Raw genomic sequence first — 14,175 nt, 5'->3', positions numbered from 1 at the left:
CCTGCCCGGCCTTAATCCTTAGAGACCGAAGTAATTATTGAATGTTCCCAAGTAATTTTCCCAAGAGACGCCTTAACGGACTCTTAAAACACCATTCAGAGCGCCAGCACCGGCAAGATCCGGGGAGCCAGCGCGATCTCCACCGGCAGGCGGGCGATCACGTCGCCGTCGCCCTGCACCGGCTCCCCCACCGGACCTTCGACAACCACCCGCCGGGCCGGCAGGATGCGGTAGTCGGGGAATCGCGGCAGCCGGCCGGCGGTGACGCCCCAGAGGTAGCGCAAGGCGTTGCCCCGACCCGACCGCGGGAACAGGCAGACGTGCAGCCACGGGTCGGCCAGCCGGGCGTCGGGGGCGCAGACGAAGCGTCCTCCGTAGAAGTGCCCCTTGGCGACGATCACCGAGGCGACCTCCACCGGCTCCCCGCCGTCCACCGCCACCCGATAGGGACCGCCGCCGCCCGCGGCGATCCGGGCCAGCGTTTCCACCGCGTAGGCGCCCTTGCCGATCAGCCGCTTCAGCCGCGGGTCCACCCGCTCGACGACGCGGGCGTCGAGGCCGGCGCCGGCCATCATGGCAAAGGTGCGGCCATTCGCCACACCCAGATGCACCGGCAACGGCCGCCCTTCCGCCAGCACCCGCGCCGCGCCCTCCGCGTCCAGCGGCAGGGCCAGCTCATGGGCGAGCACGTTGGCGGTGCCCAGCGGCACGATGCCCAAGGGAATCGCCGGGCCCCCACCGCCGCGCGCGCCCAGCCCGTTGACCACCTCGTTGATGGTGCCGTCGCCACCCGCCGCGATAACCGCGTCGAAGGCGCCGGGCGCCACCGCGCGGGCCATCGCCTCCGCGTCGCCCCGCCCGCCGGTGGCCCGAAGCGTCACCGCCGCCCCGTGGCGCTGCTCCAGCAGTTCCAGCACCGCACCCAGACGGCGCGCCCGCCGGGCGCCGGCCACCGGGTTGTGGATGACCAGAAGACGCCGCCGGGGCGCCGCGGCCGGCCCGGACGCCTCGGGCATCGATTCGGCCCCGTCAGCCACGCCAGCCCCTAATATGACCATCACGTTTCAGTTTTGATAAAGTCATCTTGCGCCTTTGTTACGCCAACAAGAAGTCTTATCGAAATTATACTCCCCAACAGATGCGGACACTCGAAATCATTGTCAAGACAATGCCCCGCCGATATACGGGAAACGTTTCAACGAACCCTTGCCGGCATGGCGATGGAGCGGGGTATGAGCGCATCACGCGACGTCAAGCAGTACCGCAGCATCTGGATCTCCGACGTCCATCTGGGCACGCGGGGATGCAAGGCGGAGTATCTTCTCGATTTCCTGAAGCACAACGAGTCCGACCATCTCTATCTCGTCGGCGACATCGTGGACGGCTGGCGGCTGCGCAAGACCTGGTACTGGCCGCAGGCGCACAACGACGTGGTGCAGAAGATCCTGCGCCGGGCGCGCAAGGGCGTGCAGGTCTATTACATCCCCGGCAACCACGACGAGGCCGCCCGCGACTACGCCGGCCTGCAGTTCGGCGGCGTCCAGGTCGTCGAGGAGATGATCCACGTCACCGCCGACGGCAGGCAGCTTCTGGTCACCCATGGCGACCGCTTCGACGTGGTGGTGAAGTACGCGCGCTGGCTGGCCTTCATCGGCGACAACGCCTACGTGGTCCTGCTCCAGGTCAACACGCTGTTCAACTGGGTCCGCCGCAAGCTGGGCTTCCCCTACTGGTCGCTGTCCGCCTTCCTGAAGCACAAGACGAAGACGGCGGTCGAGTTCATCGGCAACTACGAGACCGCGCTGGGCGACGAGGCCCGGCGCCGCAAGGTGGACGGGGTCGTCTGCGGCCACATCCACACCGCGGAAATCCGCGACATGGAAGGAATCCTCTATTGCAACGACGGCGACTGGGTCGAGTCCTGCACCGCCTTGGTCGAGCACCCCTGCGGCCGGCTGGAGATCATCGATTGGGCGGCGGACATCCGCCGGCGCGCCGCCACGACGCTGCCCGCCCGCATCCCGGCCAAGGAGAAGCCGGAGACTGTGAAGGCGGCGTGAACATCCTGATCGTCTCCGACGCCTGGCTGCCCCAGGTCAACGGCGTGGTGCGCACCATCGGCACCGTCCGTTCGGAATTGGAGGCCATGGGCCACCGGGTGGAGGTGATCGGCCCCGACCGCTTCCGCACGGTGCCCATGCCCACCTACCCGGAGATCCGGCTGGCGCTGGGCGCGGGGCGGCGGCTGGCGGCGATGATCGACGCGCTGCGCCCCGACTGCATCCACATCGCCACCGAAGGGCCGCTGGGCTTCGCCGCCCGGCGCTACTGCCTCCACCACGGCCGGCCCTTCACCACCGCCTACCACACGCGCTTTCCCGAATATGTGCGCGACCGGGCGCCGGTGCCGCTGGCCCTCAGCTATGCGGTGGTGCGCCGCTTCCACAGGCCGTCCTCGGCGGTGATGGTGGCGACCCCGTCCATCGAGAGCGACCTCGCCGCCCGCGGCTTCACCAACATCCGGCGCTGGACGCGCGGCGTCGACACCGCGCTGTTCCGCCCCCGCGCCAAGGGCTTCCTGGCGCTGCCCCGCCCCATCGCCCTCTATGTCGGGCGCGTGGCGGTGGAAAAGAACCTGGAGGATTTCCTCCGGCTCGACCTGCCGGGGAGCAAGGTGGTGGTCGGCGACGGCCCGGCCCGCGCGGAGCTTCAGCAAAAGTACCCGGAGGTCCATTGGGCCGGCGCCCGCCACGGCGAGGAGCTGGCCGAGCATTACGCGGCGGCGGACGTCTTCGTCTTTCCGTCGCGCACCGACACTTTCGGTCTGGTGCTGCTGGAGGCGCTGGCCTCGGGCGTGCCGGTGGCCGCATATCCGGTGCCCGGCCCCCTGGACGTGGTCGACGGCTCCGGTGCCGGCTGTCTCGACGAGGACCTGAAGGGAGCGATCGAGCGCGCCCTGAGCATCCCGCCGGAGCAGTGCCGGGATTACGCCCTGAACTTCTCCTGGCGGCGCTCCGCCGAGCAGTTCCTGGCGAACCTGCGCCCCTTCACCTGAGACCGGAACCGGGCCGGACCGGCGCGCGGACGGCCCGGTTCCATCCGGTCACGCGGCGCGGATGCGCTGCATGAACAGGTTGACGCTCTCGCGCAGGCGGTCGGACTCGCGGTGCAGGTTGCCGGCGGCGCCCAGCACCTCCTCGGCGAGGCTGCCGGTCTCGGCCGCCCCGCTGGTCACCGCCCCGATGGTGTCGGTCACGCTGCGGGTGCCGCGGGCGGCCTCCTGGACGTTGCGGGCGATCTCCTGGGTGGCGGCGGTCTGCTGGTCCACCGCGGCGGAGACGGTGATGACGATGTCGTTGATGCTGCCGATGGTCGCGCCGATGCCGCTCAGCGCCTCGGCGGAACCGCGCGCCACCTCCTGGATGCTGACGATCTGGGCGGAGATGTCCTCCGTCGCCTTGGCCGTCTGGTTGGCGAGGTTCTTGACCTCCTGCGCCACGACCGCGAAACCCTTGCCGGCCTCGCCGGCGCGGGCCGCCTCGATGGTCGCGTTGAGCGCCAGCAGGTTGGTCTGTCCGGCGATGCTGTTGATGAGCTGGAGGACCGCGCCGATCCTCTGCGCGGCGTCGACCAGCCCGTTCACCGTGGCGTTGGTCCGCTCCGCCTCGGCCACGGCGCCGCGGGCGATCTGCGAGGACTGGGCGACCTGACGGCTGATCTCGGCGATCGAGCTGGAGAGCTGCTCCGACGCGGCGGCGACCGTCTGCACATTGGCGGACGCCTGCTCGGCGGCGGCGGCGACGGCGAGCGACTGGCGGTTGGTGGTGGCGGCGATCTGCGCCATCCGCTGGGCGTTGCCCTTCATCTCGTCCGACGCGGCCACCGTGTTGTCGGCGATGCCGCGGACGCTGCCCTCCAGGCTGTCGGCGACCTGGCTCAGGATGGCGCGCTTGCTCTCCTGCTCGGCCGCCGCGTAGGTCTCCAGCAGCACTTCGAGGTCGAGCCAGGCGACGCGTCCCAGCGTGTCGCGCAGCGCCGCCGCCTCCGCCGCCTTCTTCGCTCCGAACAGCGACCGCTGACCGGCCGCCGCGTCGAGCCCCAACTCGCGGACGATGCCGCTGGACACCGTGTGATGGCAGATGGCCACCGCATAGCCCGGCACACCGTGGTCATAGAAGGCCTTGGCCAGCCGGTGGGCGGATTCCAGGAAGCCCGGCCCCAGGTCGCCCGCGACCACGCGGCTCCAGTGGGCAACGCGCGCGGCGTGCACGTCCGGCAGGGTCAGGGCGTCGCGGATCTCCGGCCAGGCCGCGAAGGCGCCGTGCCACTGCTCCAGCAGCCGGGGGAGGCGGTGCTGGGCGAAGTCCCTGTTGGCGCGCAGACGCGCGATGTCCGCTTCGGTGATGCTGAAGGCCCGGAGCCGGTTTTCCTGGCCGTCACGTTCCTGTACGCCCGCCATGATCGTTATCATCCTGAAATGTTGGAGGCCGGCGCGTTGCCCGCCTTCCTCGAAACTGCCAACGTTTCTACGCCATCAGGATAGCAGCGGATTGCTTCAAAATTATCATAAGGGGTCGCAAAATCGTCATACCCTAGTATGCGAGCGAGCCCCATACGGCCGTCAGCCTTCCGGCAGGCACGAGCGCAAAGGCTTACCTCTGCCACAGCCCCCCGTGCTAAAGTGGTGGGGACCGCGGCCGGGAAACTTGGCCGCGTTGGTTTTGTCGGATGGCGTTTCGACCCGCATGCTTCAGTCACTCTACCGCGGCCTGACGACCCTCGCCGGGCCGGCGGTTCGTCTGTATCTCGACCGGCGGCTGGCCGCCGGCAAGGAGGACTCCGCCCGCCGGGAGGAACGCTTCGGCACGGCCGCGCGGCCGCGCCCGCCCGGACGGCTCGCCTGGATTCACGCGGCCAGCGTGGGGGAAGCCAACTCGGTCCTCGTCCTCATCGACCGCCTGCTCGACGCGGCGCCGGACCTGACGGTCCTGATGACCACCGGCACGGTCACCTCGGCGGAGCTGATGGCCCGCCGCCTGCCGGAGCGCGCCTTTCACCAGTATGTGCCGGTGGACCTGCCGGGCGCGGTGGACCGTTTTCTCGACCATTGGCGCCCCGACCTGGTGCTGTGGACGGAATCGGAGATCTGGCCCAACCTGCTCGGCGCCGTGCGGGCGCGCGGCATCCCGGCGGCGCTGGTCAACGCGCGCATGTCGGAGCGCTCCTTCAACCGCTGGCGCTGCGCGTCGGGCCTGATCACGCCGCTGCTCTCCACCTTCCAGGTCACGCTGGCCCAGTCGGAGGAGGACGCCGACCGGCTGCGCCGTCTCGGCGCCCGGGGCGTCGTCAGCGTCGGCAACCTGAAATTCTCCGCCGAGCCGCCGCCCGCCGACCCCACGGCCCTGGCGGCCCTGCGCGCGGCCTGCGCCGGACGCCCGGTCTGGCTGCTCGCCAGCACCCATCCCGGCGAGGACGAGTTGGCCGCCGCGGTGCATGACGCGCTGGCCGAGCGCCTGCCCGGCCTGCTGACCCTGTTGATCCCCCGCCACGCCCACCGCGGCTCCGACATCGCGGCGCTGCTGCGCGGGCGCGGCCTGACCGTCTCGCGGCGCAGCGAGGACGCCCTGCCCGCCGCCGCCGACGCCGTGCACATCGCCGACACGATGGGCGAGATGGGGCTGTTCTACCGGCTGGCCCCGGTGGTCTGCATGGGCGGTTCCTTCGTGCCGCACGGCGGCCAGAACCCGGTGGAGCCGGCGCTGCTCGGCTGCGCCGTGCTGTACGGCCCGCACATGTGGAATTTCGCCGAGATCACCGCCCAGCTCGAAGCCGCCGGAGGCGCCCTGCCGGTCGCCGATGCGGAGGCGCTGCCCGACACGGTCGGGCGCCTGCTGGCCGACGAGGACGCCCGCGCCCGCGTCGCCGCCGGCGCCGCCGCGGTGACCGAAGGCAACCGGCGGATCGTCGACCGCGCGCTGGTGGCACTCGCCCCCGTCCTCGGCGCCGGACGCGTCCGGCCCGCGGCATGAGGACGCCCCGATTCTGGTACGGGTCCGGCGGAGCCGCCGGAGCGGCGTTGGGCTGGGCGCTCGCCCCGCTGGGCGCGCTCTACGGGCTGGCCGGACGGCTGCGCATGGCGGCGGGACAGCCGGAACGCGCCGCCGCCCCGGTGGTCTGCGTCGGCAATCTGGTGGCGGGCGGGGCTGGCAAGACGCCGGTCTGCATCGCGCTCGCCGAGGCCCTGCGCGCCCGCGGCCTCGCCCCCGCCTTCCTCACGCGCGGTCATGGCGGGCGGGAGCGCGGCCCGCTGACCGTCGACCTCGGCAGCCATGACTCCGCCGCGGTGGGCGACGAGGCGCTGCTGCTGGCCGCCCACGGCCCCTGCTGGGTGGCGCGCGACCGCGCCGCCGGGGCGCGGGCGGCGGCCGCCGCCGGCGCCGCCGTCCTGGTGATGGACGACGGCTTCCAGAATCCCGGCCTCGCCAAGGACCTGTCGCTGATCGTGGTGGACGGTGCGGTGGGGTTCGGCAACGGCCATCTCATCCCCGCCGGCCCCCTGCGCGAGCCGGTCGAGCGCGGCCTGTCGCGCGCCGGGGCGGTCGTGGTGTTGGGCGAGGACCGCGCCGGGGTGGAGCGCCGCATCGCCGGTGCCCTGCCCGTCCTGCACGCCCGGCTGGAACCGGTCGGGGAGGCGCGCGCCCTGGCCGGACGGACGGTCCTCGCCTTCGCCGGCATCGGGCGTCCCGAAAAATTCTTCGCGACGCTGGAGGCGCTGGGCGCCCACGTGGTGGAGCGAGCCGCCTTCGCCGATCACCACCCCTACCGCCCCGAGGAGGTGATGGCCCTGGTCGACCGCGCCAACGCGCTGGGCGCCCTGCCGGTCACCACGGTGAAGGACATCGTCCGCCTGCCGGAGCCTCTGCGCGCCCTGGTCCGGGCGGTGCCGGTGCGCGCCGTCTGGCAGGAGCCCGCCGCCCTCGACCGCCTGCTCGCCCCTCTTCTGACGGCGCTTCCGACTGGAGTTTCCCATGGCTAAGCCGCGCGGCCCCCTGGCGTCCTGGCTGACCCGCCGGGTCGCCTACCCGCTGGAGGCCGTCCTTGTCCACGGCTTCTGCGGGCTGTTCCGCGCCCTTCCCCTCGACCGCGCCTCGGCGCTCGGCGGCTGGATCGGGCGGACCGTCGGCCCACGCCTGCGCGGCACCCGCACCGCCCGCCGCAACCTGGAGCGCGCCTTCCCCGAGAAATCCCCCGCGGAGATCGACGCGATCATCCTCGGCATGTGGGACAATCTGGGCCGCGTCATCGCCGAGTACCCGCACCTCGACGCCATCGGCGCCTACGGCCCCGGCGGGCGGACCGAGGTGATCGGGGCGGAGCGCATCGACGCCCTGCGCGAGGACGGCAAGGCCGGCATCCTCGTCTCGGGCCATTTCGCCAACTGGGAGGTCCAGTCCGTGACCGCGCGCAAGATGGGCGTGGAGCTGGGTCTGGTCTACCGCGCGCCCAACAACCCCTATGTCGACGCCCTGCTGACCAAGCTGCGCGGCGCCGCCTCCGGCACGCAGATTCCCAAGGGCTCGGAGGGCGCCCGCACGCTGATCCGCGTGCTGACCAAGGGCGGCCATGTCGGCATGCTGATCGACCAGAAGCTGAACGACGGCATGCCGGTCCCCTTCTTCGGGCGCGACGCCATGACCGCACCGGCGGCGGCGCAGCTCGCCCTGCGGCTGGGCATCCCGCTGGTGCCGGCGCGGACCGAGCGGCTGGACGGCGCGCGCTTCCGCATCACCGTCCTGCCGCCGGTGGAGCCGCCGAACAGCGGCGACCGCAACGCTGATGTGCGGATTTTGATGGAGCGCCTGAACGCCCTGTTGGAGCAATGGATTCGCGAGCGCCCCGCCGAATGGCTCTGGCTGCACCGGCGCTGGCCCGACTGACGGAGAAAGTCCCATGGCCCTGCCGCTCGACCCGCATCTGCTTCAGCTCTACCTCGTCGCGGCGCTGGTCCTGACGCTGGCGCCGGGACCGGATTCGCTGCTGGTCCTGTCGCGCAGCGTGATGGAGGGGCGCAACGCCGGGGTGGTCGCCACCGCCGGCATCACGCTGGGCAACCTGATCCACGCGCTGCTCGCCGCCGCCGGCATCTCGGCGCTGGTCGCCGCCTCGCCGGCCCTGTTCGACGTGCTGCGCTACGCCGGCGGCGCCTATCTGGGCTGGATCGGCGGGCGGGCGCTGTGGAGCGCCCTGCGGGCCGGCTTCGGCCGCCGCGGCGATGCGGAGGACATTACCGCCAAGCCCGAGTCGGCTCCGGCGCACCGCGTCTTCCTCCAGGCCCTGCTGACCAACCTGCTGAATCCGAAGGTCATCCTCTTCTATCTCGCCTTCGTGCCGCAATTCGTCGCACCGGCGCTCGGCCACGTCGCGTTGCAGATCTTCCTGCTCGGCGCGATCCTCGGCGTCATCGGCGGTCTCTACCTGCTGGGGGTGGCGGCGCTCAGCGCCGGTGCCGCGCGCCGCGCCCTGTCGAGCGCGCGGGTGCGGGCGGTGTTGGACGGTGTCGCGGGGGTGCTGTTCCTGGGCTTCGCCCTGCGCCTGCTGCTGACCGACCGGCGCATCGCCTGACGGCAAATCCGTCAGGCGGGAAAAGACGTTGCGGAGTCAGTGGACGCGCGTGGCCGGGGGTGTCATAGTGCCGCCCGCGTTTAACCGGCCAGCCCGTCCGGCCGAATGGCTTACCGACCGCGAGCGACGATGAGCGAGAAGATCTCCCTGATCACCTGGATGGCGAACATCCACATCCGGTTTGTCACCTGGCGCCGGGGCAACAAGGTCGGCACCGACCGCTTCGGCAACACCTATTACCGCTCCCCGAGCGCGATCGCCGGCGTCAAGGAACGCCGCTGGGTGATCTATGCCGGCGAGCCGGATGCCTCCAAGGTGCCGCCGGAATGGCATTCCTGGCTCCACCACACCACGAAGGAGCCGCTGCCGGAAGGCAACAGCGCCTTCCACAAGCCGTGGCAGAAGGAGCATCTGCCGAACCTGTCCGGCTCGCTGCAGGCCTACCGGCCGCCTGGGCACCAGTATGCGGGCGGGCAGCGCGTGCGCGCCACCGGCGATTACGAACCCTGGACTCCGGGCTGAGACGCCCGAGCGGTCCCTTAGGAATTTCTCATGCGCCGCAATGTGATTGAAACCGTGCTCGGCGGGGTCGTCCTCGCCGTGGCCGGCTTTTTTCTGGCTTTCGCCTACACCAGCGCCGATTTGCGCAAGGTGAACGGCTACGCCCTCACCGCCAATTTCACCAGCATCTCCGGCCTGCAGAGCGGGGCGGACGTGCGGATCAGCGGCGTGAAGGTGGGATCGGTCACCGAACTGACGCTCGACCCGAAGAGCTATCAGGCGGTCGTGCACATGTCGATCCACCCGGACATCAAGCTGCCCAAGGACACCGCCGCGGTCATCGCCTCGGAAAGCCTGCTGGGCGGCAAGTTCCTGTCGCTGGAGCCGGGCGGCGAGGAGGACATGCTGAAGCCGGACGGCCGCGTCGAATACACGCAGAGCACCCCCGGCATCGAGCAGCTCCTGGGCCAGGTCATCTTCTCGCTGCAGAACATGAGCAAGCCCGGCCAGGAGGGCGGCGAGCCGCCCAAGCTGTAGGCGCCGCACACGGAAACGACGAAAAAAGGGGCCTCGCGGCCCCTTTTTTCGTTTGCCCACCCACTTTTCCCCGGCCTCCTTCGGAACAGCCGCGGCCAGGCTGGCGTTTCCCTCCGCAGACCCACCACGGCACACTCATCAAAGGAGATCAGCGATGAAAGCCCGTTTCCTGGTTCTCGGCCTCGCCCTGCTCGCCGCCGCCTGCGGCGTGAACACCGAGGAGAAGGCCGCCAGCGGCGCTCTGGGCGGGGCTGCGGCGGGCGCCGTGGTCGGTGGGCCGGTCGGCGCGGTGGTCGGCGGCGCCGCGGGCGCTGCGGGCGGCACCGCCACCCAGAAGGTCGAGGAGAAGGAGGGCACCGCCGGTCCGTCGACTCCCAACGCTCCCTACGGCGGCACCCGCCCCAGCGGCAGCATCACCCAGTAAGCGAACCCGGCAAAGCGGTTCACGGAGTAGACGGGGAGACGCTTCCGGGCTAGAAGGCTGTCGGGTTTCGGCCCACGCCGTTCGACATCACGGAAGCGATCCCCAGTGACGACGATCCCAGTGACGACGACTCCGAAAAGCCTTCGCGGCGCGGCCCTGGCGGCCGCGCTGCTCTGCCTTCCGGGCTTGAGTCTGCCTGGCCTGACCAGTGGCCCGGCCAGCGCCGCCCCGGTGCCGGAGGAGATGGTCAGCCGCCCCGCCGCCAAGCTGCAGGGGCTGGACAAGATCACCGCCCGCACCTCCACCTTCACCATCGCGGTCGGCGAGACCAAGGCGCTCGGCAGCCTGCGCATCACCCTGCGCGCCTGCAAGGAGAACCCGCCGATCGAGACGCCGGAGACCGCGGCCTTCCTGGAAGTGATCGAGAACAAGCCCGGTGAGCAGGCGGAGCCGGTGTTCAGCGGCTGGATGTTCTCCTCCAGCCCCGCCCTGTCGGCGATGGAGCACCCGATCTACGACGTCTGGGTGCTGTCCTGCGAGGGGGACTGACGCAAGCGCAGCGCCCCGCCCTCAGACCTCCGCGCCGAACAGCGCCGTGACGGCCGCCTCCTGATCGACGCCGCCGAAGTCCGTCGGCACCGCCAGGGCGGCGGCCAGCCGGCGGCGGTACTCGGAACGCGGGATTTCCACGGCGCCGAACTGGCTCAGATGCTCCGTCACGAACTGCGCGTCCAGAAGCGTGTAGCCCGCCGCCCGCAGCCGGGCGACCAGATGCACCAGCGCCACCTTGCTGGCGTCGGTGACGCGGCTGAACATGCTTTCCCCGAAGAAGGCGCCGCCCAGCGCGACGCCGTACAGACCGCCGACGAGCTGGCCCCCGCTCCAGCACTCCACGCTGTGGGCGCAGCCGCGCTCGTGCAGTTCGGTGTAGAGCCGCAGGATGTCGCCGTTGATCCAGGTCTTGGGGCGGTCCGCCGTCGGCTCCGCGCAGGCTTCGATCACCGCGCGGAAGGCCGTGTCGAAGCGCAGGTCGAACGGGCCGCGCCGCACGGTCTTGCGCAGTTTTCGCGGGACGTGGAAACCCTCCAGCGGCAGGACGCCGCGCCGTTCCGGATCGAACCAGTACAGCTCCTCGGAGTCGGCGTTCTCCGCCATCGGGAAAATGCCGGCGGCGTAGGCGCGCAGAAGCAGCGATGCGGACAGTTCGATCATCGCCGACACTATAGCCGCTCGCCCCCTCACCCCCGCAACGTTATCTCAGCGCACCACTTCCGCGCGACAGGTGGCTCCCACCATGGTATGCAACGTGTGAGCGTTCCCTTGGAAGGAATTCCAGCATGAAGACGGTTCTGTCGGCCATCACCGTCGCGGTGGTTGCGTTTCTCTCAATGACCGGCGCGTCATGGGCGCAGCGCAAGGCGGAGCCCGGCACCTTCGATTATTATGTGCTCAGCCTGTCCTGGTCGCCCACCCACTGCGCCAAGAATCAGGGCGACGCCGATCCCGACCAGTGCGGGGTGGAGCGCAAGTTCGGCTTCGTCGTCCACGGCCTGTGGCCGCAATACAGCAACGGCGGCTACCCGGCCACCTGCACCCGCGACCGCACGGTCCCTCGCGCCGTGGTCGACGCCACCATGCCGGTGATGCCCAGCGTCGGGCTGATCGTGCACCAATGGACGAAGCATGGCACCTGCAGTGGCCTTCCCGTCACTGACTATTTCGCGCAGGTCCGCAAGGCCTTCGCCAAGGTGAAGATTCCGGAGGCGCTCCAGGCCCCGAAGCCCGACCTGTCGATCCCGGCGACCCAGGTGGAACGCCTGTTCGTCCAGGCCAATCCCGGGCTGGAGCCGGAGTCGGTGGCGCTGGTCTGCTCCAAGCGCGACGTGGCGGAAGTGCGGCTGTGCCTGAACAAGGACCTGTCCTTCATGCCCTGCGGCGCCAAGGTGGTCGACCGCTGCCGCCGCGACGCGCTGCTGACCGCGGCGCCGTGACGGGGTGTCGGATTCTCGCGGACAACAGGGGCTTCACGGATTGCGCGGATTAAGGCACGGATTTCACGGATTTCTTTGGGCTTGCTCAGCGCGCGCTGATCGAACAGGCCCACACTGGGCACGGATACAAAAATCCGTGAAATCCGTGCCGACGTCCGTGAAATCCGTGAAGACCTTGTCTCCCGGGAAGCCCACACTCACACGAACGAAAAGAGCCCTTCCCCCATTGGGAGGAAGGGCTCTTTTCATTGACTCGCTCGGCGACCCGCTCGGCGGACCTTACTTCTTCATGCCCATCAGCTGTTCGAGCCAGTGGATGTCGTAGTTGCCGTCGATGAAGGCCTGCTGCGCGATGATGCGCTGGTGCAGGGGCAGCGTGGTGTCGACGCCGCCGATCACATACTCCTCGATCGTCCGGCGCAGCCGCATCAGGCACTCGTTGCGGGTGGTGCCGTGGACGACCAGCTTGGCGATCAGGCTGTCGTAATGCGGCGGGATGCGGTAGCCGTCGTAGAGCGCCGAGTCGACGCGCACGCCCAGGCCGCCCGGCGCGTGATAGCCGTCAATCTTCCCCGGCGACGGGATGAAGGTCTCCGGATGCTCCGCGTTCACGCGGCACTCGATCGAATGGCCCTGGAAGCGGATGTCCGCCTGGCCGTAGCCGAGCGGGGCGCCGGTCGCCACGCGGATCTGCTCGCGCACCAGATCGATGCCGGTGATCATCTCGGTGATCGTGTGCTCGACCTGCAGGCGGGTGTTCATCTCGATGAAGTAGAACTGCCCGTCCTCGAACAGGAACTCCATCGTGCCGACGCCGCGATAGCCGATGGCCGCCGCCGTCTTGGCCGCCAGATCGCCGATGAAGGCGCGCTGCTCGGCGTTCAGGGCCGGCGACGGGGCCTCCTCGATGACCTTCTGGTGACGGCGCTGGACGGAGCAGTCGCGCTCGCCGAAATGCACGCAGTTGCCGTGCTCGTCGCCGAGAAGCTGGATCTCGATGTGCCGGGGCTTGCCGAGATACTTCTCGATGTAGACCTCGTCGTTGCCGAAGGCGGCGCGCGCCTCGCCACGGGCGAGTTGGTAGGCTTCCTTGAGCTGGTCGGGGTTGCGGGCGACCTTCATGCCCTTGCCGCCGCCGCCCGCCGCCGCCTTGATGAGGATCGGATAGCCGGTCTCGCGGCCGATCTTCTCCGCCTCTTCCAGCGTCGGCACCGGGCCGTCGGAACCGGGGACCACGGGCAGCCCCTGCTCCATCACCGTCTTCTTGGCGGTGACCTTGTCGCCCATGATGCGGATGTGCTCCGCGGTCGGGCCGATGAAGGTGAAGCCGTGCTCCTCCACCATCTCCGCGAACTGGGCGTTCTCCGACAGGAAACCGATGCCGGGATGGATCGCGTCCGCCCCGGTGATCGACGCCGCCGACAGGATCGCCGGAATGTTCAGGTAGCTTTCGCGGGCCGACGCAGGGCCGATGCACACGCTCTCGTCCGCGAGGCGGACGTGCATGGCGTCGGCGTCGGCGGTGGAATGCACCGCCACGGTCTGGATTCCCATCTCGCGGCAGGCGCGGTGGATGCGCAGAGCAATCTCACCGCGGTTCGCGATCAGGACCTTCTCGAACATCGCCAAGGGATGATCCCCGCTCACTCGATGATCATAAGGACTTCGCCGAACTCCACCGGCTGGCTGTCGGAGATCAGGATCTCGACAACCGTGCCGCCCCGCGGGGCCTTGATGGGGTTCATGACCTTCATCGCCTCGATGATGAGGACGGTCTGGCCGGCCTTCACCGTGTCGCCGACGCGCACGAAGGGCGTGCCGCCCGGCTCGGCGGCGGCGTAGGCCGTGCCGACCATCGGCGAGGTGACGGCGCCGGGATGGCTGGCGGGCTTGCCCGCCGGGGCGGCGGCCGCAGCGGCGACCGGAGCGGGAGCGGCGACCGGAGCGTGCACGGCCACCGCCTGGGCGGCCGTCGGGCGGGTGACGCGGATCCGCTTCTCGCCCTCGGCAAACTCGATCTCGCTCAAGCCCGTCTCACGCAGGAGATCCGCCAGCTTGCGGACCAGATCGCCGTCGATGTCGAAGCTTGCCATGGTGTTC

The 14,175-nt window shown here is 70.1% G+C and carries 16 protein-coding genes; 11 read left to right on the top strand and 5 right to left on the bottom strand.

Translation table 11 applies throughout. The features are described from left to right. Nucleotides 1–95 precede the first annotated feature (95 nt). Nucleotides 96–1,037 (bottom strand): diacylglycerol/lipid kinase family protein, encoded by a 942-nt coding sequence (locus FBZ83_RS06460; RefSeq protein WP_247888170.1) that lies wholly within the window; start codon nt 1,035–1,037, stop codon nt 96–98. A gap of 195 nt (nt 1,038–1,232) precedes the next feature. On the opposite strand from FBZ83_RS06460, the gene FBZ83_RS06455 reads away from it, so the two are divergent. Further along, the gene (locus FBZ83_RS06455) at nt 1,233–2,060 is read left to right on the top strand and encodes a UDP-2,3-diacylglucosamine diphosphatase (protein WP_145681566.1); all 828 of its coding nucleotides are present in this window, start codon (nt 1,233–1,235) and stop codon (nt 2,058–2,060) included. Then, complete coding sequence (locus FBZ83_RS06450; protein WP_145681565.1) at nt 2,057–3,055, top strand: glycosyltransferase family 4 protein; 999 nt, start codon at nt 2,057–2,059, stop codon at nt 3,053–3,055. Before FBZ83_RS06455 ends, FBZ83_RS06450 begins: the two co-directional genes overlap by 4 nt. A gap of 48 nt (nt 3,056–3,103) precedes the next feature. On the opposite strand, the gene FBZ83_RS32285 is transcribed toward FBZ83_RS06450, so the two are convergent. Next, nucleotides 3,104–4,459 (bottom strand): globin-coupled sensor protein, encoded by a 1,356-nt coding sequence (locus FBZ83_RS32285; RefSeq protein WP_145681564.1) that lies wholly within the window; start codon nt 4,457–4,459, stop codon nt 3,104–3,106. Nucleotides 4,460–4,745: 286 nt separating this feature from the next. Between FBZ83_RS32285 and FBZ83_RS06440 the strand changes: the two genes are divergently transcribed. The 8 genes from FBZ83_RS06440 (at nt 4,746) to FBZ83_RS06405 (ending at nt 10,633) form a co-directional block, all read left to right on the top strand. After that, nucleotides 4,746–6,029 (top strand): 3-deoxy-D-manno-octulosonic acid transferase, encoded by a 1,284-nt coding sequence (locus tag FBZ83_RS06440; protein WP_145681563.1) that lies wholly within the window; start codon nt 4,746–4,748, stop codon nt 6,027–6,029. After that, a complete protein-coding gene (gene lpxK / locus FBZ83_RS06435; protein WP_145681562.1) occupies nt 6,026–7,036 on the top strand; it encodes a tetraacyldisaccharide 4'-kinase in 1,011 nt (336 codons plus the stop codon). The genes FBZ83_RS06440 and lpxK overlap by 4 nt, the downstream gene beginning before the upstream one ends. After that, nucleotides 7,029–7,937, top strand: a complete 909-nt coding sequence (locus tag FBZ83_RS06430; protein ID WP_145681561.1) for a lipid A biosynthesis lauroyl acyltransferase — start codon at nt 7,029–7,031, stop codon at nt 7,935–7,937. The genes lpxK and FBZ83_RS06430 overlap by 8 nt, the downstream gene beginning before the upstream one ends. Nucleotides 7,938–7,950: 13 nt before the next feature. Beyond that, nucleotides 7,951–8,622 carry a LysE family translocator gene (locus FBZ83_RS06425; RefSeq protein WP_145681560.1) on the top strand — a complete coding sequence of 224 codons (672 nt, stop codon included), beginning with the start codon at nt 7,951–7,953 and terminating at the stop codon, nt 8,620–8,622. 129 nt (nt 8,623–8,751) lie between these two features. Then, on the top strand, nt 8,752–9,144 hold the full coding sequence (locus FBZ83_RS06420; protein WP_038526645.1) for an NADH:ubiquinone oxidoreductase subunit NDUFA12: 393 nt from the start codon (nt 8,752–8,754) through the stop codon (nt 9,142–9,144). A gap of 30 nt (nt 9,145–9,174) precedes the next feature. Then, nucleotides 9,175–9,660 carry an outer membrane lipid asymmetry maintenance protein MlaD gene (mlaD, locus tag FBZ83_RS06415; protein ID WP_014241151.1) on the top strand — a complete coding sequence of 162 codons (486 nt, stop codon included), beginning with the start codon at nt 9,175–9,177 and terminating at the stop codon, nt 9,658–9,660. 154 nt (nt 9,661–9,814) lie between these two features. Then, nucleotides 9,815–10,084 (top strand): hypothetical protein, encoded by a 270-nt coding sequence (locus tag FBZ83_RS06410; RefSeq protein ID WP_137114903.1) that lies wholly within the window; start codon nt 9,815–9,817, stop codon nt 10,082–10,084. Between the two features lie 105 nt (nt 10,085–10,189). Next, entirely contained in the window at nt 10,190–10,633 is a 444-nt protein-coding gene (locus FBZ83_RS06405) for a DUF2155 domain-containing protein (RefSeq protein ID WP_247888169.1), read from the top strand. 21 nt (nt 10,634–10,654) lie between these two features. Here FBZ83_RS06405 and aat read toward each other — a convergent pair whose 3' ends face one another. After that, nucleotides 10,655–11,296, bottom strand: coding sequence for a leucyl/phenylalanyl-tRNA--protein transferase (gene aat / locus FBZ83_RS06400; RefSeq protein ID WP_145681559.1), 642 nt, complete (start codon nt 11,294–11,296; stop codon nt 10,655–10,657). A 125-nt stretch (nt 11,297–11,421) separates the two neighbouring features. Here aat and FBZ83_RS06395 point away from each other — a divergent pair, with 125 nt between their 5' ends. Then, nucleotides 11,422–12,075, top strand: coding sequence for a ribonuclease T2 family protein (locus tag FBZ83_RS06395; RefSeq protein WP_145681558.1), 654 nt, complete (start codon nt 11,422–11,424; stop codon nt 12,073–12,075). Nucleotides 12,076–12,354: 279 nt separating this feature from the next. Here FBZ83_RS06395 and accC read toward each other — a convergent pair whose 3' ends face one another. Both accC and accB read right to left on the bottom strand, forming a co-directional pair. Next, nucleotides 12,355–13,698 carry an acetyl-CoA carboxylase biotin carboxylase subunit gene (gene accC / locus FBZ83_RS06390; protein ID WP_014241156.1) on the bottom strand — a complete coding sequence of 448 codons (1,344 nt, stop codon included), beginning with the start codon at nt 13,696–13,698 and terminating at the stop codon, nt 12,355–12,357. 20 nt (nt 13,699–13,718) lie between these two features. Next, nucleotides 13,719–14,168 (bottom strand): acetyl-CoA carboxylase biotin carboxyl carrier protein, encoded by a 450-nt coding sequence (gene accB, locus FBZ83_RS06385; RefSeq protein ID WP_114859007.1) that lies wholly within the window; start codon nt 14,166–14,168, stop codon nt 13,719–13,721. Nucleotides 14,169–14,175 lie beyond the last annotated feature (7 nt).

The sequence above is a fragment of the Azospirillum brasilense genome, assembly GCF_007827815.1.
Classification (GTDB): domain Bacteria; phylum Pseudomonadota; class Alphaproteobacteria; order Azospirillales; family Azospirillaceae; genus Azospirillum; species Azospirillum brasilense_C.
This window is presented reverse-complemented; position numbering and strand designations above follow the sequence as displayed.